Origin of the sequence: Enterobacter cloacae complex sp. ECNIH7 (genome assembly GCF_002208095.1) — a bacterium.
In the GTDB taxonomy this organism is placed as follows: Bacteria; Pseudomonadota; Gammaproteobacteria; order Enterobacterales; family Enterobacteriaceae; genus Enterobacter; species Enterobacter cloacae_M.
This window is the reverse complement of sequence record NZ_CP017990.1, coordinates 1,200,543-1,221,547: the sequence shown is the minus strand read 5'-3', so window position 1 is coordinate 1,221,547 and position 21,005 is coordinate 1,200,543. Positions and strand designations below refer to the sequence as shown.

At 55.4% G+C, this 21,005-nt stretch carries 22 protein-coding genes; 15 read left to right on the top strand and 7 right to left on the bottom strand.

Going from position 1 to position 21,005, the window contains the following annotated elements:
• The first annotated feature begins 55 nt into the window (after window positions 1-55).
• From WM95_RS05900 to WM95_RS05865, 8 genes are read left to right on the top strand one after another with little or no spacing between them, the layout of a single operon-like run.
• A complete protein-coding gene (locus WM95_RS05900) occupies window positions 56-526 on the top strand; it encodes a phage tail protein (protein WP_088544671.1) in 471 nt (156 codons plus the stop codon).
• On the top strand, window positions 519-1,157 hold the full coding sequence (locus WM95_RS05895; RefSeq protein WP_088544670.1) for a phage virion morphogenesis protein: 639 nt from the start codon (window positions 519-521) through the stop codon (window positions 1,155-1,157). Before WM95_RS05900 ends, WM95_RS05895 begins: the two co-directional genes overlap by 8 nt.
• Window positions 1,154-1,735 (top strand): phage baseplate assembly protein V, encoded by a 582-nt coding sequence (locus tag WM95_RS05890; RefSeq protein ID WP_088544669.1) that lies wholly within the window; start codon window positions 1,154-1,156, stop codon window positions 1,733-1,735. The genes WM95_RS05895 and WM95_RS05890 overlap by 4 nt, the downstream gene beginning before the upstream one ends.
• Window positions 1,732-2,100 (top strand): GPW/gp25 family protein, encoded by a 369-nt coding sequence (locus WM95_RS05885; protein ID WP_088544668.1) that lies wholly within the window; start codon window positions 1,732-1,734, stop codon window positions 2,098-2,100. The genes WM95_RS05890 and WM95_RS05885 overlap by 4 nt, the downstream gene beginning before the upstream one ends.
• Window positions 2,087-2,983: a baseplate assembly protein gene (locus WM95_RS05880; RefSeq protein WP_088544667.1), complete on the top strand. Its 897-nt coding sequence runs from the start codon at window positions 2,087-2,089 to the stop codon at window positions 2,981-2,983. The genes WM95_RS05885 and WM95_RS05880 overlap by 14 nt, the downstream gene beginning before the upstream one ends.
• The gene (locus tag WM95_RS05875) at window positions 2,976-3,590 is read left to right on the top strand and encodes a phage tail protein I (protein WP_088544666.1); all 615 of its coding nucleotides are present in this window, start codon (window positions 2,976-2,978) and stop codon (window positions 3,588-3,590) included. The genes WM95_RS05880 and WM95_RS05875 overlap by 8 nt, the downstream gene beginning before the upstream one ends.
• Window positions 3,580-4,971 (top strand): phage tail-collar fiber domain-containing protein, encoded by a 1,392-nt coding sequence (locus tag WM95_RS05870; RefSeq protein WP_088544665.1) that lies wholly within the window; start codon window positions 3,580-3,582, stop codon window positions 4,969-4,971. Before WM95_RS05875 ends, WM95_RS05870 begins: the two co-directional genes overlap by 11 nt.
• Window positions 4,971-5,567 (top strand): tail fiber assembly protein, encoded by a 597-nt coding sequence (locus tag WM95_RS05865; protein WP_088544664.1) that lies wholly within the window; start codon window positions 4,971-4,973, stop codon window positions 5,565-5,567. Before WM95_RS05870 ends, WM95_RS05865 begins: the two co-directional genes overlap by 1 nt.
• 154 nt (window positions 5,568-5,721) lie before the next feature.
• Here the strand turns inward: WM95_RS05865 and WM95_RS05860 are convergent, their stop codons facing one another.
• The 6 genes from WM95_RS05860 to WM95_RS05835 are packed head-to-tail and all read right to left on the bottom strand — an operon-like array spanning window position 5,722 to window position 11,426.
• Window positions 5,722-6,210 (bottom strand): phage tail protein, encoded by a 489-nt coding sequence (locus WM95_RS05860; RefSeq protein ID WP_014072465.1) that lies wholly within the window; start codon window positions 6,208-6,210, stop codon window positions 5,722-5,724.
• Window positions 6,211-6,224: 14 nt separating this feature from the next.
• Entirely contained in the window at window positions 6,225-9,215 is a 2,991-nt protein-coding gene (locus tag WM95_RS05855; RefSeq protein ID WP_088545031.1) for a phage tail tape measure protein, read from the bottom strand.
• A complete protein-coding gene (locus WM95_RS05850) occupies window positions 9,202-9,357 on the bottom strand; it encodes a GpE family phage tail protein (protein ID WP_088545032.1) in 156 nt (51 codons plus the stop codon). The genes WM95_RS05855 and WM95_RS05850 overlap by 14 nt, the downstream gene beginning before the upstream one ends.
• A 5-nt stretch (window positions 9,358-9,362) precedes the next feature.
• Complete coding sequence (locus WM95_RS05845) at window positions 9,363-9,680, bottom strand: phage tail assembly protein (RefSeq protein ID WP_063144371.1); 318 nt, start codon at window positions 9,678-9,680, stop codon at window positions 9,363-9,365.
• Window positions 9,681-9,728: 48 nt separating this feature from the next.
• Window positions 9,729-10,244, bottom strand: a complete 516-nt coding sequence (locus tag WM95_RS05840; RefSeq protein ID WP_006117904.1) for a phage major tail tube protein — start codon at window positions 10,242-10,244, stop codon at window positions 9,729-9,731.
• Complete coding sequence (locus tag WM95_RS05835; protein ID WP_088545030.1) at window positions 10,245-11,426, bottom strand: phage tail sheath subtilisin-like domain-containing protein; 1,182 nt, start codon at window positions 11,424-11,426, stop codon at window positions 10,245-10,247.
• 153 nt (window positions 11,427-11,579) lie between these two features.
• Here WM95_RS05835 and WM95_RS05830 point away from each other — a divergent pair, with 153 nt between their 5' ends.
• The 6 genes from WM95_RS05830 to ybaK all read left to right on the top strand — a co-directional run bounded on the left by WM95_RS05830 (window position 11,580) and on the right by ybaK (window position 17,680).
• A complete protein-coding gene (locus WM95_RS05830) occupies window positions 11,580-12,716 on the top strand; it encodes a phage late control D family protein (protein WP_088544663.1) in 1,137 nt (378 codons plus the stop codon).
• 39 nt (window positions 12,717-12,755) lie between these two features.
• The gene (locus WM95_RS05825) at window positions 12,756-13,004 is read left to right on the top strand and encodes an ogr/Delta-like zinc finger family protein (RefSeq protein WP_074172047.1); all 249 of its coding nucleotides are present in this window, start codon (window positions 12,756-12,758) and stop codon (window positions 13,002-13,004) included.
• A gap of 103 nt (window positions 13,005-13,107) precedes the next feature.
• The gene (locus tag WM95_RS27580; protein ID WP_236901069.1) at window positions 13,108-13,428 is read left to right on the top strand and encodes a hypothetical protein; all 321 of its coding nucleotides are present in this window, start codon (window positions 13,108-13,110) and stop codon (window positions 13,426-13,428) included.
• Window positions 13,429-13,657: 229 nt separating this feature from the next.
• The gene (copA, locus tag WM95_RS05815) at window positions 13,658-16,156 is read left to right on the top strand and encodes a copper-exporting P-type ATPase CopA (protein ID WP_063409630.1); all 2,499 of its coding nucleotides are present in this window, start codon (window positions 13,658-13,660) and stop codon (window positions 16,154-16,156) included.
• Window positions 16,157-16,206: 50 nt separating this feature from the next.
• Window positions 16,207-17,001 (top strand): TraB/GumN family protein, encoded by a 795-nt coding sequence (locus WM95_RS05810; RefSeq protein WP_063409629.1) that lies wholly within the window; start codon window positions 16,207-16,209, stop codon window positions 16,999-17,001.
• A gap of 199 nt (window positions 17,002-17,200) precedes the next feature.
• On the top strand, window positions 17,201-17,680 hold the full coding sequence (gene ybaK / locus WM95_RS05800; protein ID WP_023343509.1) for a Cys-tRNA(Pro)/Cys-tRNA(Cys) deacylase YbaK: 480 nt from the start codon (window positions 17,201-17,203) through the stop codon (window positions 17,678-17,680).
• A 121-nt stretch (window positions 17,681-17,801) separates the two neighbouring features.
• Here the strand turns inward: ybaK and ushA are convergent, their stop codons facing one another.
• Window positions 17,802-19,454, bottom strand: a complete 1,653-nt coding sequence (ushA, locus tag WM95_RS05795; RefSeq protein WP_088544662.1) for a bifunctional UDP-sugar hydrolase/5'-nucleotidase UshA — start codon at window positions 19,452-19,454, stop codon at window positions 17,802-17,804.
• Window positions 19,455-19,623: 169 nt separating this feature from the next.
• On the opposite strand from ushA, the gene WM95_RS05790 reads away from it, so the two are divergent.
• Window positions 19,624-20,832 (top strand): MFS transporter, encoded by a 1,209-nt coding sequence (locus tag WM95_RS05790; RefSeq protein WP_023310613.1) that lies wholly within the window; start codon window positions 19,624-19,626, stop codon window positions 20,830-20,832.
• Window positions 20,833-21,005 lie beyond the last annotated feature (173 nt).

Below are 21,005 nucleotides of genomic sequence, written 5' to 3'. Positions count from 1 at the left end.
TCTGTTGATCATCGCGGCTGCGATTGAACGTTCTGGACGCTGAGAAGGTATCACCATGCTGAAAGCTGATTCACTGCGCGATGCCCTGACCCACGCAAACAAATGGTGCAGGGCAAATCCTGAGGCCTTCACCGTTTTTGTGGAAGAAGGGAATATCGAGACGACCGGCGAAACGCCGTCGTTTATGTACCGCTATACCCTGGTGCTGTTTGTGATGAACTTTGCCGGTGATATTGATGATTTCACGCTGCCGTTAATGGCATGGCTCTGGCACAACCAGCCCAATCTACTGCTGAACCCGGAGAAGAACCGGGACGTTAAATTTACGACCCTTATCAACAACGACGATACCGCCGACATTCTGTTTGAAATGCCGCTGTGCGAGCGCGTGAAGGTCACTCTGGATGCGAATGGCATTCCCCGGGCGGAGCATTTACCGGAACCTAAACCGCGCATCCCGTCAGCAGACGGCGACTGGAGCACCATCTTTGAGGATGTGACGTGGGAGGCTGACGCGCATGAGTAACGATCTCTTCCGTGAACTGGATCAGGTATTCAGCGACATACTCGCGGGCACCTCGCCGGGCGGACGTGTTCGCACCGCCCGCGCTGTTGGCCAGGCGCTGCGTAAGAGCCAGCAACGGCGAATAAAAGCGCAGCAAAACCCGGAAGGTTCGCCGTATCCCGCCCGCCGCCGCAGGGTGCTGCGTTCTCAGCAGGGTATTGTGTTTGTCTGGCAGGGTGAGATCCGTCGCCTGAAAAACTGGCACGGTGGCCGGGGGAAATACGGACGCACCATTACCGGCTTTGACGAAGAGCGCAACGATATTCGCACGTTTTACCGCAGCGATATTGAGCGTTACATCGAGATCAATACGCGCTCACTGCGCCGCAGCACTGCGAAGAAGGTGCCGATGTTTCAGCGGTTGCGCAGTTATCGCTTTCTCAAAATGCGCGCTGATGCTGGCGGTACTTCCGTGGGTTATGACGGCGTGGCCGCACGCATTGCGCGTGTACACCAGTACGGTCAGCGCGATCAGGTCGGGCCGGGTGCTTTTGCTAAATATCCGGTACGTGAGCTTCTGGGCTTTACCGCTGGCGATGAGCAGATGATTACGGAACAGGTGGTTAACAGCCTGGGGAGTGCCGCACGATGAGCGCTGAACTGATCCGCCTGCTGGAAAATATCCTGCGCGTCGGCGTCGTTATTGCCGTTGATGAAGAGAGCTGGCGCGTGCGTGTGCAAAGCGGCGAACTTCAGACTGACTGGCTGCGCTGGAACACCACGCGCGCCGGGGCATTCAGTATCTGGGTGCCGCCTTCAGTCGGTGAACAGGTCTGGCTGGGCTGTATCGGTGGCAACCCTGAAACAGCGGTCATTATTGGCAGTCTGTACAGCAGCGATCACCCTGCGCAGGGCAGCAGTCTGAAAGAGATTGTGCTGACAGCGCCGGACGGTGCCTCTTTTCGCTATGACGCAGAGGCCAGCGCGCTGGAAGCGCAGGGCATGAAAACAGCACATATCAAAGCCTCTGCCAGCGTCACGCTTGAAACTCCAGTGGTGGAATGCACCGACCATCTGAAAGCGCGGACGTTCGAACTGACGGAAGGCGGCGCGATGAAGGGCAATGTTACCCATTCTGGCGGCTCGCTTTCATCTAACGGGGTAACGGTTCATTCGCACGTGCATGGTGGTGTGCAGGGTGGAAGCAGCAACACAGGGGGGCCGAAATGACAGTCCGCTATACCGGCATGAACCCGGACGGAACGGGCCAGCTAACAGACACCGATCAGCTGTGGAATTCAGTGCGCGACATACTGACCACGCCGCTGGCAAGCCGGGTGATGCGGCGGGATTATGGCAGCATGATCCCCGACCTGTTGGATGAACCACAGAACGAAGTGACGCGCCTGCAATGTATGAGTGCGGCGGTGATCGCCCTGACGATGTGGGAGCCGCGTATTGCCCTGAACAGCATCAATATCAGTTATTCAAAAGATGGCGCTGTCACCGCTGAACTGGTCGGGATTATCACCGAAACCATGCAGGCGGCAGGCAGTTCGTTGACGCTGAGGAGTGGCAGCAATGGCAACAGTTGATTTATCGCAGCTACCGCAGCCGCAAATTATCGAAGTGCTGGACTTTGAAGTTATTCTCAGCGAGGTCAAAGCCGTCATGCTGGCGGCATTCCCGCAGGAACAGCAGGCTTCTGTTGCCGCCGCGCTGGAGCTGGAATCCGAACCGCTGAACGTGATCGCCCAGGTGGTTGCCTACCGTGAAATGATGCTCAGGCAGCGGATTAATGACGGTGCGGCGGCGTGCATGTTGAGCCATGCCGTATCGTCTGATCTTGATAATCTCGCGGGCAACCTGAACACCGAACGTCTGATTATCACCCCGGAGACGGCAACCACTGACGCGGTAACGGAAAGTGATACCGCACTGCGTTTGCGGGCGCAGGCTGCGTTTGAAGGGCTGAGCGTGGCGGGACCAACCGGCGCATATGAATATTTTGCTAAAAGTGCCAGCGGAAAAGTGGCGGATGCCAAAGCGATTAGTCCGTCACCCGCCGTGGTGGTGGTCTCTGTGCTGTCCACCGAAGGCGACGGCACCGCCAGCGCGGAACTGCTGGCGACGGTGGATAAGGCGCTGTCAGCTGACGACAAACGCCCCGTTGCCGATCGTCTGACCGTTCAGGCGGCAGAAATCGTGAACTATCAGATCAATGCGCTGCTGTATTTCTACCCCGGCCCGGAGTCCGAACCGATCCATACCGCCGCGCAGGATGCGCTTAAGTCCTGGCTTAATCAACAGGGCAAGATTGGTCGTGACGTTGCCCGCTCTGCCATTATGGCGGCGCTGCATGTTCAGGGCGTGCAGAGGGTGGAGCTGCTAGAGCCTGCCAGCGATATTGTGATCGCTGATACGCAGGCCGCGCGGTGTGAATCCTTCACGATCGAGACCGGGGGCACCGATGAATAACAACATGCTGCCGCCTTCTGCAAGCGGCTTTATGCGCAATACAGAGAAGGTGACGGGGCGGCTTACCGATATTCCTGTTGACCTGCGCAAGCTGTGGAACCCGGACGAATGCCCCGCTGATCTTCTGCCTTATCTCGCCTGGGCGTTATCAGTTGATCGCTGGGATAAGAACTGGTCAGAACAGACCAAACGGCAGGTAATTAAAGCCTCCTGGCTGGTTCACCGTCAGAAGGGCACTATTTCCGCTTTGCGCCGCGTCGTTGAACCGTTCGGCTTTCTGCTGCGGGTGATCGAGTGGTGGCAGAGCGGCGAAGAGCCGGGAACCTTCAAGCTTGAAATCGGTATTCAGGAGCAGGGGATTACGGAGGAAACCTATCTTGAGCTTGAGCGCCTTATTGACGATGCAAAGCCGAGAAGTCGTCACCTGACTGGCCTGTCCCTTTCGCTTCAGTCGCAGGGGGATATCGAAGTCGGGGCGGGATGTTATATCGGCGATACGCTGACCGTTTACCCTTATTTTCCTGAAACCATATCCGTGGGCGGTGGTGACTACACCGGCGCGGTGGTCCATTTAATTGATACCGTGGAGATCGCAAGTGGCGACTAAATATTTTGCCCTGTTAACCAATATCGGGGCAGCAAAACTGGCAAACGCCACGGCATTGGGTGTGAAGGTTGAGATCACCCAGATGGCCGTAGGTGATGGCAATGGTGCGCTACCGACACCTAACCCGGCACAAACCGCGCTGACGCATGAGCTGCGCCGCGCGCAACTTAACATGCTGACTATCGACCCGGTAAATACCAATCAGATCATTGCGGAACAGGTCATACCGGAAGACGTGGGCGGATGGTGGATCCGAGAAATCGGCCTGTTTGATAAAGACGGCGATATGATTGCGATTGCTAACTGTGCAGAGACCTACAAGCCGCAGTTACAGGAAGGCAGCGGGCGCGTGCAGGTTATCCGTGTGATCCTGATAGTCAGCAGCACTGAAGCGGTTACGCTAAAAATCGATCCGTCCGTGGTGCTGGCAACCCGTCAGTATGTCGATCAGATAGCTACAGGGATGCTTAAAAAATCCGAGAATGGTGCTGATATTCCTGATAAGACGAAGTTTTTACAGAATGTTGGGCTTTTCAATATCGTTAACCCAACAAGCCCAAATCAGACCGTGGTTTATACCCCGGATATGACGAAATGCCTGGTCATCCGTGAAGACGGATCATGGGGCGCAAGGGTGGTCAATAATGGCCAGGTGATAGCGCTGAAAGTGAATGAAGGTGGGACTGGGGCAATTACAGCAGAAGACGCAAGAAAAAATCTTGGTCTTGATATCCTGCTGAACGGTAAGCAGCCGCTGAACGAAGTGCTAACAGCCTTTGCCGGACTGGTGATGCAGCAGAACACCCTGCCTTATTTCACTGGAGATAAACAGGCGGCAGTGACCGCTATCAGTGAGTTTATGCGCGTGATGCTGGGGAAAGGAGATGCCAGCAGTGTTGCCGCTTATCTTGGGATGGGAAGTGGTGCGCCGGTTATTGGCTCTCCTTTCGCATGGCCTCTGGCGCAGATGCCGAGTGACGTGTTTGACGACATGAAAAACATGGTTTTTCTGAAAGTGAATGGCGCGCCATTTGATAAGAATAAATACAGCAAGTTAGGTGTTACATACCCGTCTGGCGTGTTGCCGGATATGCGCGGCGAATTCATGCGGGGTTATGACGACGGGCGAGGTATTAATCCATCTCAGGCGCTGCTCGGATGGGCGGCTGATGAATTCAAAACGCATGGTCATCCATTCATGGGGTCGGGCGGCGCAACTGGAAATAATACTGTGTTTGGCGTGGAGACGGGCATCAGGGGGATTTATACCAACGGAATTAACCAACCTGATGGGACTGTGGCACCTGCGTTTCAGAACCCGGGCGGTTCAGAGACAAGACCACGTAGTCTGGCATTTAATTTCATCGTGAGGGCGGCGTAATGACAAAAGCAACACTGAACAAAAATGGGATTGCCATAAAAGCCGGTAATGTCACTGTGTTTAACTACGATGGTCACACGCGCGAATATCTTTCTTCATCTGTTGAATATCTGCCAGTTGGTGTTGGTATTCCCGCCCACTCATGCTCTGACGCACCAGGTGATATCAGGAGTGGTTTCGCAGTTTGCCGGACAGCCGATTTGACCGCATGGGAATATGTTTCTGATCATCGTGGCGAAACGGTATACAGCACTGAAACAGGAGAATCGGTGATCATTTCTTTGCCTGGCGATTATCCCGATGGCACCACCACGCTGGCACCTGCAACGCCTTATGATACGTGGAACGGTAGCGAGTGGGTGACGGATAACGAAGCGCAGCACAAGGCAGACGTGGAGGCAGCGGAGCAACAGAAAGCTGCGTTACTTGCAGAGGCACAAACGACGATCAGCCTGTGGCAGACGGAATTACAGTTAGGCATCATCAGCGATGAAGACAAAGCCAGTCTGATAGCCTGGATGAAATACATCAAGGCAGTGCAGGCTGTTGATACATCGAAAGCGCCGGATATAACCTGGCCGGATAAGCCGGAATAAGTTTTCATTCCGGCACGCACTGCCGACTCTAACCGTGCTGGCCATGTGTATCGAGTGCAGTCATTTTTAACGGTGCTGCAGCACTGTCAGTTATGGCGGTGTATTCCGGAAGGTGAAGCGGGCAAATGCCCGCTTTAGTTTTATGTGGATGCCGTCAGAACAGGCCTGACAGCGTACTGCTGGCAGAGTTGTAGGCGGACGTGGCTTTATCCTTCAAGCCAGAAAGTAAATCGCCAACAGACGACGCTTGCAGGCGCTCGCGTAAATCTTCATCACAGCGCTGAAAGCTGATCGAGAACTCTATTTTTTTCGCCTTCCCGTAGCGGTCAAATTCTGTATGCGTGGCCTGTAGCCCGGTCAGCACATACATCCCGTAAATCTGCCCTGCGCCGCTGATTAAAGGCCACGGACGCCCGGTGTATGCCTGTGTTGCCAGAACGGTAAGAGACACGTCGCCGCCCGTAATTTCAGGGTAAAGCACGCCATCCAGGTTAATCTGCGTTTCCCCCGCGCCGATGTACTGCCATTTTGCCGATCGGTTAATGCGATCATTCTTCACATGACGCCAGTTCAGCGAGTGGCGCAGCTGCTGGTAAGGCAGTGTCTTCAGTTCAAAAACGAACATCCCGTATATCATCATCATAATTTTGCCTCCCCTTAATCTCTGTCTTTGAAACTGCCGCGATTGAGCCGTTCACGGCGGGCCAGTTCGGCACTTACTTGATCGGCGACAATCCGGCCAATTTCGCGCGCGTCCTGCCGGTCAACGCCGTGCAGGTGTACGTGGATTTCCCCCGTAAAGCCGCCAGCGGCAACCGGTATATTGCTGGCGCTGCGGCTGACTGGCGGGAGTTCAGCCTGTTTAACGGGAAGTGATGCCGCGACCACTGCGGGACGTTCACTTAATCGGCCTGCCGTAGTGGTACTGGCAAGCTGCGACTCCTTCCATTCACCACGAACGGCCAGCGCACGCGGCAGGTTTTTAAACACGATATCGCCGGGGCCGATCTTCTTCATGTTATCGGCTGTCGCTTTAGTGTTGCTGTCGATATTCTGCAACCGGCGCATAGTGCCGTTATCGCCGGTCAGCGGCGGTGTATATCCGGGGGGCATTGGTGGCCCAACAAACGGATTATTCCCTTTATCGTTTTTACCTGCGGAGATGGGAGACCAGTTCCATCCTTTTTGCACCATTTTTTTCTGTTGCGGATCCCACTCCCACATAACAGGGTCTTTTTTAAGGCTTTCAGCTTTCAGGCGTGCGGCTTCCAGACCAGAAGGGATAAGGTCGAGTTTTTCCAGAACCCAGCCAATGCCTTCCATCAGGGTTGTCAGCGGTAGCAGCAATAACTGAAGAGCGCCACCCAGGACTTTACCGAACGTTTCCCCAGCTGAAGCACATTTATCAAGGGATTCGCGGCTGCTTTCCACAGGCGATAAGAGTTTTACAAACCAGTCCCAGACTTCACCAACGACTTTGGCTATTGCTGAGAAGGCCAGCGTCAGGGGGAAAAAGGCATCACGGAAAGGAGCCAGTTGCTGCATAACTCCGCTGAAAAAACCGGTGAAAAAGGCTTTTATCGGTTCCCAGAACCTCCAGATTAGCAATCCGGCAGCGATAAACGCAGCGACAACCAAGCCGATAGGACTTAACAACAGGGATATTGCCGTACCCAGCACAGAGATTGAGGTTGTGATAATGCTCCATATTGTCGTAAAACCAGTCAGGCGAAGAGCGAGCATTCCAATGTTTTTGAACAGAGATCCTAATGCTGCCCCTGGTGCAAGAAATGCACCCAGAAGACCAGCGCGAATACCGGGCGTGATGAGTGATATGCCTCGCAGCTTAGTGAGCATTGATGTGAGAACTGGCCCCCACCCACGCACGCTAGCCATCGCCGGGCCTGAAGCTGTTCCTAGCGTTCGGATGGCGGATATTGTTCCGGTTGCGCCCCCTGTCAGCAGGGTAAAACCTAACTGGAGTTTAGCCAGTGGCCCCATCAGCAGACCGATAACCAGCGATGTGCCGCCAATGGCGGCGGTCAGTGCCAGAACGCTGCCACCGACAACCAGCAGGGATTGGGCGAGCTTCGGATTTTCCTTCGCCCACTGTGTCATATTCCCCACAACGTTGCTAAGCCCTTGTGTCAGGCCGCGAAGCTGATTGTTGACGAGATCGTTAATCTGGATGCGGAAGCCTTCCCAGGCGCTGTCCAGATTTTTAAGATCGCCGTCAAGGTTATCCGCCATTATTTTGGCGGCTTTCTGTGCCTCGCCTTTGGCATTTTTCAGTTCACCCAGCAGCTTCTGAAGTTCGCCACTACCTGCCGACATAACCAGAGCCTGGAATGATTTTGACGCTTCTTCACCGGCAATGTCTTTGAAGAAAGAGAGCTTATCGGTGTCGCCGTATTTGCTGATCTTTTTATAGAGGTCTGTGAGAACTACTTCAGCAGGGCGCATTTTCCCCGTTGCATCAGCGACCTGTACGCCCAATTCTTTAAGGGCATCTTTCGCCCTGCCGGTTGGCGCGGCAAGACGGGAAAATGTAGCCTGTAAACCAGTACCGGCGATACTCCCGCGCAGACCCACGTTCGCCATCACGCCGATCATGGCCGTTGTCTGTTCGACGCTGACGCCAAGGTTGGAAAGACCAGTACCGGCGTACTTCATTGCTTCACCGATATTTTGCAGATCGGTGTTGGTACGGGTGAACGCGCCAGTTAATACGTCACTGACGCGATCCATTTCTTTGGGATCCAGGCGGAACTGAGACAGGATATTTGAGCTGATATCGGCGCTTTCACCTAAATCCATACCACCGGCCAGCGCCATATTGAGTACGCCAGGCAGTGCTGCCTGGATGGCCTGCGGTGTGAAACCGGCCATAGCAAGGAATGCCTGACCGCTGGCGGCGTCAGTCGTGGTGAACTGCGTTTCAGCACCCAGCTTTTTGGCCTGATCGCGGAGTGCCGAAAAGTCTGCTGAGTTTTTATCTATGCGGGTCAGCGCCTGCACGCGGGACATTTCCCGGTCAAACCCAACAGCGGGGGATAAGAAGCGTCCCGCTGCGTAACCGGCAGCAGTGGCCCCGGCAACGGCCATCGTGCCACCGCCGCGAAGTTTGCCCGCTGTTTGCTGCATCTGGTCGTAGCGCGCCCGTGCCTGCGTGACAGCCGCAAGCTTTCGCCGTTCCCGCTCAAGCGTCTGGTTGTACTGCTCGGTGCGGCGTATGGCGCTCTGGATGGTGCGATCGCTGCCGACCAGCGAAACGCCGTGGCTGCGTAGTGCCTGTGAGGCTGCGCGCAGCTTAACCATTTCCTGCGTGCGGGCAGAGTTAAGGCGCTCCAGTTTTGCGGCCAGCGCTGCCATATGTGCTTTTTGCTTGTCTGTAAGCTGTGTACCTTCCCGCTGCGCCTGATTCAGACCTTCGAGCGTCCGGCTGGCGTCGTCAATTTTGCGGGAGGTCTTTTGTACGCTGTCGCGCAGACGGTTGAATGTGCGGGACTGGCTGTCCAGATCTTTAATGCTGGACTGCGTTTTTTTGAGGGATTCAGACAAACCGCCCGCACTCTGGCGGGCGGCATTGACCGGGCGGGTAAGTTTATCGATCGCGCTGAACGCGACGCGGATATTAAGGCTTTTCACTGTCACTGGCTCCACTTCGGACAGCCGCCCGCTCACGCCAGGCTATGACTTCGCCCAGTTCCATCGTGAAGATTTCAGAGGGCGGCCAGTTGAAAACAACCGCGATATCAGCAACCAGATCGTCGATCAGGTCGAACCGCAGGAGTGTTACTGATTCTCCGTCTCCGCCTCGCTCGACGCTCCAGACCCCGCAGGTGTCAAAAAAGGGACGAGCGCTTCAGACAGGCTGACAAAATCGCGGGTATCCATTTCGTTGATTTCGGTCTGCTTGAGGCGCGGTGACGTTACACGGGTCAGCAGTACCGCCACCGAATCCACATCCATATTCATCACGTTGACCAGCTTCAGACCACGCAGGGAGCCAGCCTGTTTGATTTCATCCGTGATCGCTACCTGAGTAATTTTTTCATCGCCGCGAATAACGGGTTTTGCAAGCGTAATCGCGTTATCGTTTTTTTTGCTCATTGTTGAATGCTCCGGGCGGCACGGCTGTGCCGCCACTTATCAGGTTAATCAGTTACCCATTCCCAGCGCAGACGTGATGCGATCAGGGTAGATATTCTTGCCGTCTTTCTTGTAGATGAAGTTCAGCAGATCAAACTCAAACAGCGGCTTATCGTCGATGGTGAGCTTGTAATAGGTGTTCTTCATCGTGTAACTGACGGAGGTGTCTTCTCCCTGCTTGCTTTCGCCGCCGTCCATTTCGGTGATCCGGCCGCGCAGTTCGACCTCTACCAGCAGGCTTTCGCCATCGGTGTAATACTCACCGGCGAAGCGGAAGCGGGTTTCGTCGATATCGCCGCAGTAGTTCAGCAAAAGCGACTGAACCAGACCGCCAACCACCATCGTGGTATCCAGTGCGCCACTGTCCAGGCCGAGATCCACCGCAGCGGAGCCAATCATCCCGCCGCCCTGAAAATCTTCAGTCTTACGGGTCAGCTTTGGCAGCGTCACGGAAGAGACTTTGCCGATGCAGTTGCTGCCGTTCACAAAGCAGGTGAACAGGCGCAGTTTGTGAGGAACCGCCATTTATGCACCTCCCAGGGAAGAAAACGCCGATTCGAAATACTCGTCCGTGAAGGTCTGGTAGAGCGTCAGATCTTCCATTGGCGGAACCGGTGTATATTTATAGCGAATACGTACCTGCCCCTGACGGAGACCGGTTGTCGGGTTATCCAGGATATCAAACCAGCATTCAGCACCAATTAGCCGCCCCTGCGTCACCAGTGAATTGAGTTTGCCGCTGATACCGCTGACCACGTCCTTAACGTTGGCAGGGCTTAGCGGTTCGTCCACTGATTCAAATTGCGCCTCAGCGATACTGTCAGCCAGAATCTGTGCCGTTCGGGTATAAACCTCAAAGATATAATCTTTGGTGTCCGTAACGCGGTTGCCCCAGAACCGGAAACCGTTACGCTTGATGAGCGTCGTGATCTCCTTGTTGTTCAGTTCGTTCGCGTCGCTGTCTTCGGCCTGAAGCGACCAGAAAACATCCTGAGAAATACCCAGCACGTTCTTGACCGCCACGTTGGAAAGCGATTTATGCCAGCCCTGATTGTTGTCAATCAGCGCACGCAGGCCGCAGGCATACGCCGGGGCCGGGAAGGTTTCGTTTTCTCCTGTCAGCGGGTTGTAGGCGATGAAGTCAGGCCAGATGAGCATTAGCTCGCGATAGGCGAAGGTCGCACGATATGCGGTGGCTTCAGCCATCGTTTTGCATCCATAGCAGCTGGCGTAGACGAATGCGCGCAGGTTCTGTGCAATGACGCACAGCGCGGAGGTCACTTCTTCCGTGTCGTAGCCCGGCACGGCCAGAATGCGCGGACGATAACCCACCTTCTGTTCGGCAGTTAGAAACGCGTACATGCCGGTATAGCTACCGTCTTCTGCTGTGCCCCCCATAATGAGCTGCGACTGCGTTTTAGCGCCTTCCTCTTCCTTGGCTGCGGCCACGCGCACAACGATAACCTTCGGGCTGGTCTGGTCAGCGATGGCTTTAAGAGTTTTGTACAGGGAGCCGGTTTTACCCGCCTTACCCAGCACGTTGTTAACCCGCGTCAGTAACACGGGGGTATTCAGGGGAAAGGTTTCCGCGTCGGCATCATCCGCCACGGCAACTACCCCAATGACACTGGATTCAATGTCATTGATGGCCGTTACCAGGTCGGTATTCTCCCGGACGCGTACACCGTGGAAACGTGTCTCTGACATGTTAGCCACCATTACGTTATTGAGTTCGCAGTGATAATCCCTCATGTCTGAACGCCACTCACGCTATTGCGGGTCTGGCCGGACGGCGACAACAAAAACCGATTTGGTCTCTCCCGCGCGCGTGGGATCCTTCGCCGGAAGAAGGGGGAAAGCATGGCATTTACAGACCTGACCAAATCACTTAACGACGCCGTAAGCAGTTATAACGATTCACTGACAGAGGCGGTAAAAAGTCCGGGATTCAGCATTACGATGGGCGGCAAGGTGCTGACGCAGCTTGATGATCGGATCATGTCGTTGTCACTGACGGACAACAGGGGTTTTGATGCCGATCAGTTGTCAATATCCATTGATGACAGTGACGGTATGGTTGCCCTGCCGCCGCGCGGGGCTGAGCTTGCCGTATCAATTGGCTGGCTGGGTGAACCGCTGATTTACAAGGGGCTGTACACGGTTGACGAGGTTTCCCACGAAGGCCCGGCAGATACCATTGGCGTTACTGCCCGCAGCGCTGATTTTCGTGAAGAGTTCAACGTAAAGCGCGAAGTCTCATGGCATGACGTGACCGTTGAGCGCGTTGTGTCAGCCCTTGCGCACCGCTACGGACTGAAGGCGCAGATCAGTGAAATGCTCATGGATATTGAGATTGATCACGCCGACCAGACGCAGGAAAGCGATATGTCATTCCTTACCCGCATGGCGGAAATGCTGGGCGCAATTGCCACCGTCAAGAACGGCAGTCTGCTGTTTATCCTGCCGGGTGGTGGTGTTACCGCTGACGGGAAGGCGTTACCTTCTGCCAGCATTGACCGCACGAGCGGCGACCGGCACCGCTTTCGTATTGCCGATCGGGATGCGTATACCGGCGTCAGGGCTTACTGGCTGGATCTGAATTTTGGCAAAAAGAAAAAGGTCAGCGTTAAGCGCCGCAAGCCTGCAAAGCCAAAAAAAGAGAAGAGCAACAGTCGTGAAGGCGATTACATGGAGGGCGCAGACGGTAACGTCTATGTACTGCGCAAAACCTACCAGAATGAAGATGCTGCGAAACGTGCGGCGGCGGCAAAGTGGCAACAGCTTCAGCGTGGCGCAGCAGAGTTTTCAATCACCCTGGCGCGTGGCCGCGCTGAGCTTTACCCCGAAATGCACGTGACGGTTAGCGGCTTTAAGGATGAAATAGATAATCAGGACTGGATCATTGCGCGTGCTGAGCACGTTATAGACGACAGCGGTTTTACCACCCGGCTGGAGCTGGAAGCAAAAATACCTGACTGGATAGCGGAAACTGAATAAAATGAAATGGAGTTCAACTCCCACAGGGGAGCCATCATTATGTTTAGATGTCCATTCTGCGGCGCTATGGCCCGCACCCGTACCAGCCGTAAAATAACTGATATGACAATCCGGCAATATCACCAGTGTCAGAATCTGGAATGTAGCCGGTCATTCACCACGCTTAACAGCGTGGAAAGGGAAGTAACAAAACGTGCAGGTACAGCACCGTTACCGCCTGATTTCATCCCACGCGATGCCTTCCCGGCGTCCCATTATGGAAGGGATCAATTAAGCCTTTCTCTGTGATAAAAGCCCCGTTAATTCGGGGCTTTTTTGATTTAACGCTTAGAAAATAGTAATAATAAAAATGCATCAGTGATTGCAAAACAATTCTAATGGTAGGGAAAGCATGAATAAATTACTCACAGCTATACTCATTTGCTCTGGTCTTTTGGTGTCTGGGTCGGCATTAGCCGCAAGTCTAAAGGGAGATTATCCCGCTTGTACTTCTGAAGATGAATTCAACAGGCTCCAGTCAATAATTCAACACAAAGATAAAGAGTCTTTGGAGGAAATTTTCAAAACGTCATGCTTGATGCCAAAGAAGGGACTGAGTGTCGATAAGGTAGTATCTATGGGTTGGACTAGCGGGATCGCTCACGTAAAAGTTTATGTCAAAGGCAACCTTTATGACCTTTGGACAAACACAGAAAATCTATCGGCAGATTAATCTAGCTCTAACAAAAATAAGCCCCGCTCTTAGCGGGGCTTTGTCTTTGTAATGTGGACACTTTTGTCGAAGTGTGGACGCTATGTGGACGCTGATTTTAAAAATCCCTTTCAATCAGCAATTTAAAAGCTTGACCTTCCCCTTGATGGAAGGTTTAACCTTCATAACAGTTAGCGAAAAGCGTTACTCCGGTCAACTACTGACCAGTTCATTATACGGGAGTTTTGTTATGTCTCACACTATCGACCTGACGCTGGACGGCCTCTCATGCGGCCACTGCGTCAAACGCGTTAAAGAAAGCCTGGAACAGCGCCCTGACGTTGAAAGCGCTGACGTGACTATCGATCATGCCGCCGTAACAGGCAGCGCCAGCGCGGATGCGCTGATTGATACCATCAAGCAGGCCGGTTACGGGGCGGAGTTAAGCCACCCAAAGGCTAAACCGCTGGCAGAGTCATCATCCCCGTCGGAAGCGCTGACAGCGGCCACTCCTGAGCTTCCGGCTGCTGATGATATTGACGACAGCCAACAGCTGCTGATCAACGGCATGAGCTGCGCCAGCTGCGTCTCCCGGGTACAAAACGCCTTGCAGGCCGTACCGGGCGTCGCGCAGGCACGGGTAAACCTCGCGGAGCGCACTGCGCTGGTGATGGGCAGCGCCTCCGCCGCAGATTTAGTGCAGGCCGTTGAAAAAGCGGGCTACGGCGCGGAGGCCATCGAAGATGATGCCGAACGCCGCGAGCGCCAGCAGGAAACGGCTATCGCCACCATGAAGCGCTTCCGCTGGCAGGCGATTGTCGCCCTGCTGGTGGGTATTCCGGTGATGGTGTGGGGCATGATGGGTGACAACATGATGGTCACCGACGACAACCGCACGCTGTGGCTGGTGATTGGCCTGATTACCCTTGCGGTGATGGTGTTTGCAGGCGGGCATTTTTACACTAGCGCCTGGAAGAGCCTGAAAAACCGCACCGCGACGATGGATACGCTGGTGGCGCTCGGTACCGGCGCGGCGTGGCTCTATTCGATGAGCGTGAACGTCTGGCCCCAGTGGTTCCCGATGGAGGCGCGCCATCTCTACTATGAAGCGAGCGCGATGATTATCGGCCTGATTAACCTGGGCCATATGCTGGAAGCCCGCGCCCGTCAGCGCTCCTCGAAAGCGCTGGAAAGATTGCTTGATTTAACCCCGCCGACGGCCCGCGTGGTCACGGACGAGGGGGAGAAAAGCGTCCCGCTGGCGGAAGTTCAGCCCGGCATGACGCTGCGCCTGACGACGGGCGATCGCGTTCCCGTTGACGGCAAGATAACCCAGGGCGAAGCCTGGCTGGATGAAGCGATGCTGACCGGCGAGCCCATTCCCCAGCAGAAAACAGACGGCGACGCCGTTCATGCGGGTACGGTGGTGCAGGACGGCAGCGTGCTGTTTACCGCCAGCGCCGTCGGCAGCCACACGACGCTGTCGCGTATTATCCGCATGGTGCGTCAGGCCCAGAGCAGCAAGCCGGAAATTGGCCAGCTTGCAGACAAAATCTCGGCCATTTTTGTGCCGGTGGTGGTCGGCATTGCCCTGCTGAGCGCGGCGATCTGGTATTTCTTCGGCCCGGCACCGCAGATTGTTTACACCCTGGTGATCGCCACCACGGTGCTGATCATCGCCTGTCCTTGCGCCCTTGGCCTGGCGACGCCGATGTCGATTATCTCCGGCGTAGGCCGCGCGGCCGAATTTGGCGTACTGGTGCGGGACGCGGACGCGCTGCAGCGGGCCAGCACCCTCGACACGCTGGTGTTTGATAAAACCGGCACGCTGACCGAAGGCAAACCGCAGGTGGTGGCCGTCACTACCGCAGGCATCGCGCAAGAGGAGGCGCTGCGTCTCGCCGCCGCGCTGGAGCAAGGCTCCAGCCATCCGCTGGCGCGCGCCATTCTCGATAAAGCGAATGCTTCTGCCCTGCCGCAGGTCAGCAATTTCCGCACCCTGCGCGGGCTCGGCGTCAGCGGTGAAGCAGAAGGCCACGCGCTGCTGCTGGGTAACCAGGCATTGCTCAATGAAAACGGTATTGATACCGCCGAGCTGGAAAGCGAGCTGAAGGCGCAGGCGTCTCGGGGCGCCACGCCGGTTCTGCTGGCGATAGATGGCAAAGCCGCCGCGCTGCTGGCCGTGCGCGATCCGCTTCGCCAGGACAGCGTGGACGCCCTGCAGCGTCTGCACCGTGCGGGCTATCGTCTGGTGATGCTGACCGGGGACAATCCGACAACGGCCAACGCCATCGCGAAAGAAGCCGGAATTGATGAGGTCATTGCAGGCGTGCTGCCGGACGGTAAAGCGGACGCCATCAAGAAGCTGCAAAGCCAGGGTCGTCAGGTGGCGATGGTCGGCGACGGCATCAACGATGCCCCGGCGCTGGCCCAGGCGGACGTGGGGATTGCCATGGGCGGCGGGAGCGATGTCGCCATCGAAACCGCTGCAATTACGCTGATGCGCCACAGCCTGATGGGCGTTGCCGACGCGCTGGCCATTTCAAAAGCCACGCTGCGCAACATGAAGCAGAACTTACTGGGAGCGTTCGTCTATAACACCCTCGGTATCCCAATCGCGGCCGGGATTTTATGGCCGCTGACCGGCACGCTGCTTAACCCGGTGGTCGCGGGTGCGGCGATGGCGCTTTCCTCCATTACCGTGGTGAGCAACGCCAACCGCCTGCTGCGCTTTAAACCGAAGGATTGAACCTTGTACCCGTACGCGCTAGCATGAACCTTTCCATTCATGGAGCGCGTATGGGTCTGTTTAATCGTATAAAAGCATCGTTTCGCGCCCTCTTTCCTCGCCGTTACGCCTGGCCCGGTCTGGATATCTCTCTCCCCGGCGGGCAGCACCTGCATCTGGTCGGCAGCATCCATATGGGTACACAGGATATGTCTCCCCTGCCACCCGGGCTGATTAAACTGCTGAAACGCGCCGACGCGCTGGTCGTTGAGGCGGACATTTCAGGCCAGGAGTCGCCGTTTGCCGGGCTGGAAAGCGATCTTAGCCTGGCGGAACGTCTGGATGATGCCCGGCTTGCCGAACTGACGCGCGTCGCGGATGAAACCGGCGTGTCGCTCTCCATGATTGACACCCTGCCGCTCTGGCAAATTGCGATGGTGCTGCAGGCCACGCAGGCGCAGCGTCTGGGACTGCGCGGTGACTACGGCATTGATTATCAGCTGCTGAACGCGGCAAGGGCGCGCAGCCTGCCCGTCATCGAGCTGGAAGGGACGGACAGCCAGATTGCGCTTCTGCGGCAGCTTCCCGACGACGGCCTGATGCTGCTGGATGATACGTTGACCCACTGGCACACCAACGCGCGCCTGCTGCAGACCATGATTGGCTGGTGGCTGGACGCGCCGCCTGAGGACGGCAAGCTGGCGTTACCGTCGACGTTCAGCGAATCGCTGTATGATGTGCTGATGAACGCGCGCAACAAAGCCTGGCGGCAGACGCTGCACGCTTTGCCCGCGGGGCATTACGTGGTGGCGGTTGGGGCGTTACATTTGTACGGAGAAGGGAATTTGCCGTCACTGTTGAAATAAAAAAATGGCCAATATTTCTATTGGCCCGTCAAAGAGGAATTTCATCGTTTTTATTATGCCGAAGGAGACCTTCGGTTGAGCCGATTGTCGCTCAAAGTGACCATCACTGCCAATACTATTGCGCAAGATGGTGCTATTTTTTAGACAAACGTCAGGCGTATGCTGTGGGCATGATTTGTCTGTCGTAAGAAGGATAGCTATGACTCCCGCCGTTAAATTACTCGAAAAAAACAACATTTCTTTCCGGATCCACACATACGATCACGATCCGAATGAGACTAACTTTGGTGATGAAGTGGTGCGCAAGCTGGGGCTGAATGCTGACCAGGTTTATAAAACGCTGCTGGTGGCGGTGAATGGCGATATGAAACACCTCGCCGTCGCGGTTACTCCGGTGGCGGGACAGCTGGATCTGAAGAAAGTCGCCAAAGCCCTTGGGGCGAAGAAGGTGGATATGGCGGATCCGATGGTGGCGCAGCGCACTACAGGCTATCTGGTGGGCGGGATCAGTCCGCTCGGGCAGAAAAAACGCCTGCCGACGCTGATCGATGCCCCTTCACAGGAGTTTGACACCATCTTTATATCCGGCGGCAAACGCGGGCTGGATATCGAGCTGGCGGCGGGCGACCTGGCGAAAATGCTGGACGCGAAGTTTGCGGATATTGCGCGGCGGGATTGAGAAAATTGCCCGGTAGCGGCTGCGAGGTAAAAGCAAAACGGTAACAGGCGTTACCGTTTTTTGTGTTCGCACCCTCTCCCGGTTGGAGAGGGTTGGGGTGAGGGCATCAGGCCGCACACCACTACTGCCAGCTCACCTCACCTTTCGGCTCGTAGGCATTCACGTCAATCGGCGAATTCTGCTCGATAAACTGCTTCAGCACTTCCGCATCAATAAAGCCGGTATTCACGTATCCCGGTTTGTTATCAATGTGCGGATAGCCGTCGCCGCCGGTGGCGTTAAAGCTTAACGTCGCCAGACGGTACGTTTTAGCCGGGTCAACCGGTTCGCCTTTGATCTTCAGGTCGTTAAGCTTTCCGTCTTTCGCCACAAAGCTGACGTTGGCAAACTGCGGATAGGCCCCGGAATCCGGCTTCATCTGCGCCACGGCGGTCAGGTAGTCAATCACCTCTTTCCCGCTCATGTCCGCATAGACCACCACGTTGCCGAACGGCTGCACCTTCAGGACGTCTTTATAGGTAATGTTTCCGCCCTCGATGGAATCACGAATACCGCCGCCGCTCATCACGCCGAAGTCAGCGCCGGTACGCGCCATTTGCGCCGCCAGCACCAGGTGCCCCATGTTGGTCTGCACGAAGCGAACTTTACTGCGGTCCCCCTCCAGACGACCGTTCAGCGTGCCGATTTTCACGTCCAGCTGCGCCTTGCCTTTGTTCTGGAACGGCGTCAGCAGGGAGAGCATCTGCTGGTTTTCAGCGATCTCTGGCGTGTAGTGTACGCGCTCACTTTTCCCGTCCGGGTAGGTGACTTTCTTCTTCAGGTTGACCGGGATGAGCTGATAATGAACCAGCTTCATTTCGCCGTTACGGAACTCGAAATCCGCCCGGCCGACGTATTTGCCCCACTCGTGCGCCTGAACAATCCAGATACCGTTCTGACGGTCCGGCGCGCACGGCGTGCCCGGCACGTAGTCCACCTGCTTTTTGTTCTCCGAGGCCATGCACACCGGATCCTGTGAGTGACCGCCCACAATCATTGCCAGCGAGCCCGCGGGCAGGCTGCGCGCCATTTCCACGTCGCCGGGCGCGTTAGAGCCGTGCTCGCCGTTGTCGTAGTGCCCCATATGCGTGGTGGCGATAATCACGTCCGGCTTTTCGTTTTGCTGCAGCTCCTGGATTACCAGCTTCGCTTCGTCTGCCGGTTTGCGGAATTCGATATCGGTAAAGAACTCGGGGTTGCCAATTTTCGCCGTATCGTCGGTGGTTAAACCAATGACCGCAATTTTCAGATCCTGGCGCTTAAACAGCGCCCACGGCTTAAACAGGCGTTCGCCGGTGCTTTTCTGGTAAATATTAGCGGAGAGGAAGGGGAATTTGGCCCATTTTTCCTGCTGACGCAGCACGGTCAGCGGATTATCGAATTCGTGGTTACCCACGGCCATCGCGTCGTAGCCAATCAGGTTCATGCCGCGAAAATCAGGTTCCGCGTCCTGTAAATCGGATTCCGGCACGCCGGTATTGATATCGCCTCCCGACAGCAGCAGCACGCTGCCGCCCTGGGCCGCCACCTCTTTACGAATGCCGTCCACCAGCGTTTTTTGTGCCGACAGTCCATATTCGCCGTATTCGCTGCGCCAGAAATGACCGTGGTGATCGTTGGTATGCAGAATGGTGATTTTATAGGTTTTGTCTTTTTCATACGCCTGCGCGGGCAGGCTTACCAGGCCCCATGCGGCGATGAGCGCCAGCGCGACGCCCCGCTTCATTAACTTCATCTTCTCTCTCCCTGACCAATAGACAAAGGCAAAAATTACAGTGACTAACAAGAATAGACAAATAAGTTTTCAGAATTGCGACTTTCTTCAAATGTCCCGGGCGGGTATGTTAGTCGGATAATAATTACACCCTGCATCTCTAATAACTAAAGACGTGGTACTTCTCTCTATGGCAATCAGTGAATCAACCCAGCCCGTTTCGGGCGCGCCGGCGTCGCGCACCTCCTTTAAAGTCTTAGGCGCAATCAGTCTCTCGCACCTGCTCAACGATATGATCCAGTCGTTGATTCTGGCCATTTATCCGCTGCTGCAGTCCGAGTTCTCACTCACCTTCGTGCAGATCGGGATGATCACCCTGACCTTCCAGCTGGCTTCCTCACTGCTGCAGCCGGTGGTCGGCTACTGGACGGATAAATATCCGATGCCGTGGTCGCTGCCGATAGGCATGTGCTTCACCCTAAGCGGGCTGGTGCTGCTGGCCATGGCGGGCAGCTTTGAAGCCGTGCTGATTGCCGCCGCGCTGGTGGGTACCGGCTCGTCCGTTTTCCATCCGGAGTCTTCCCGCGTGGCGCGCATGGCCTCCGGGGGACGTCACGGCCTGGCGCAGTCGCTGTTCCAGGTAGGCGGTAACTTCGGTAGCTCTCTGGGCCCGCTGCTGGCCGCGGTGATTATTGCCCCTTATGGTAAAGGCAACGTGGCCTGGTTTGTGCTGGCCGCGCTGCTGGCGATCATCGTGCTGGCGCAGATCAGCCGCTGGTATGCCGCTCAGCATCGCGTGAATAAAGGTAAACCAAAAGCGAAGGTTATCAATCCCCTGCCGCGCAACAAGGTTATCCTGGCGGTTTCCGTGCTGCTGGTACTGATTTTCTCGAAATACTTCTATATGGCGAGCATCAGCAGCTATTACACCTTTTATCTGATGCAAAAATTCGGATTATCGGTACAGAATGCGCAGATCCACCTGTTTGCCTTCCTGTTCGCCGTCGCGGCCGGTACGGTTATTGGCGGGCCTGTGGGGGATAAGATTGGGCGCAAATATGTCATTTGGGGCTCTATCCTCGGCGTGGCGCCGTTTACCCTTATTTTGCCGTATGCGAGCCTTGAATGGACGGGGATTTTAACCGTGATCATTGGTTTTATCCTCGCATCCGCCTTTTCCGCCATTCTGGTCTATGCCCAGGAGCTGCTGCCTGGCCGTATCGGTATGGTTTCCGGGCTCTTTTTCGGTTTCGCCTTCGGCATGGGTGGGCTTGGCGCGGCGGTGTTGGGGATGGTGGCGGATCACACCAGCATCTTCCTGGTTTATAAAATCTGCGCTTTCCTGCCGCTTCTTGGGATGTTGACTATATTCCTGCCTGATAACCGTCATAAAGCCTGAATTACGGGTAGCTAAAGTTTTACTTTGGCTACCTGATACCCTGATGCCATAAGGGTTTCTTCTTCATCCCCTCGCTTAATTTATCAAAACGCGCTTTTTTACGTGCATATTGCTGTTTTATTCAAACTTCAACAATAATTCATAAACATAAGGGTAAAAATTGTCATAAACTA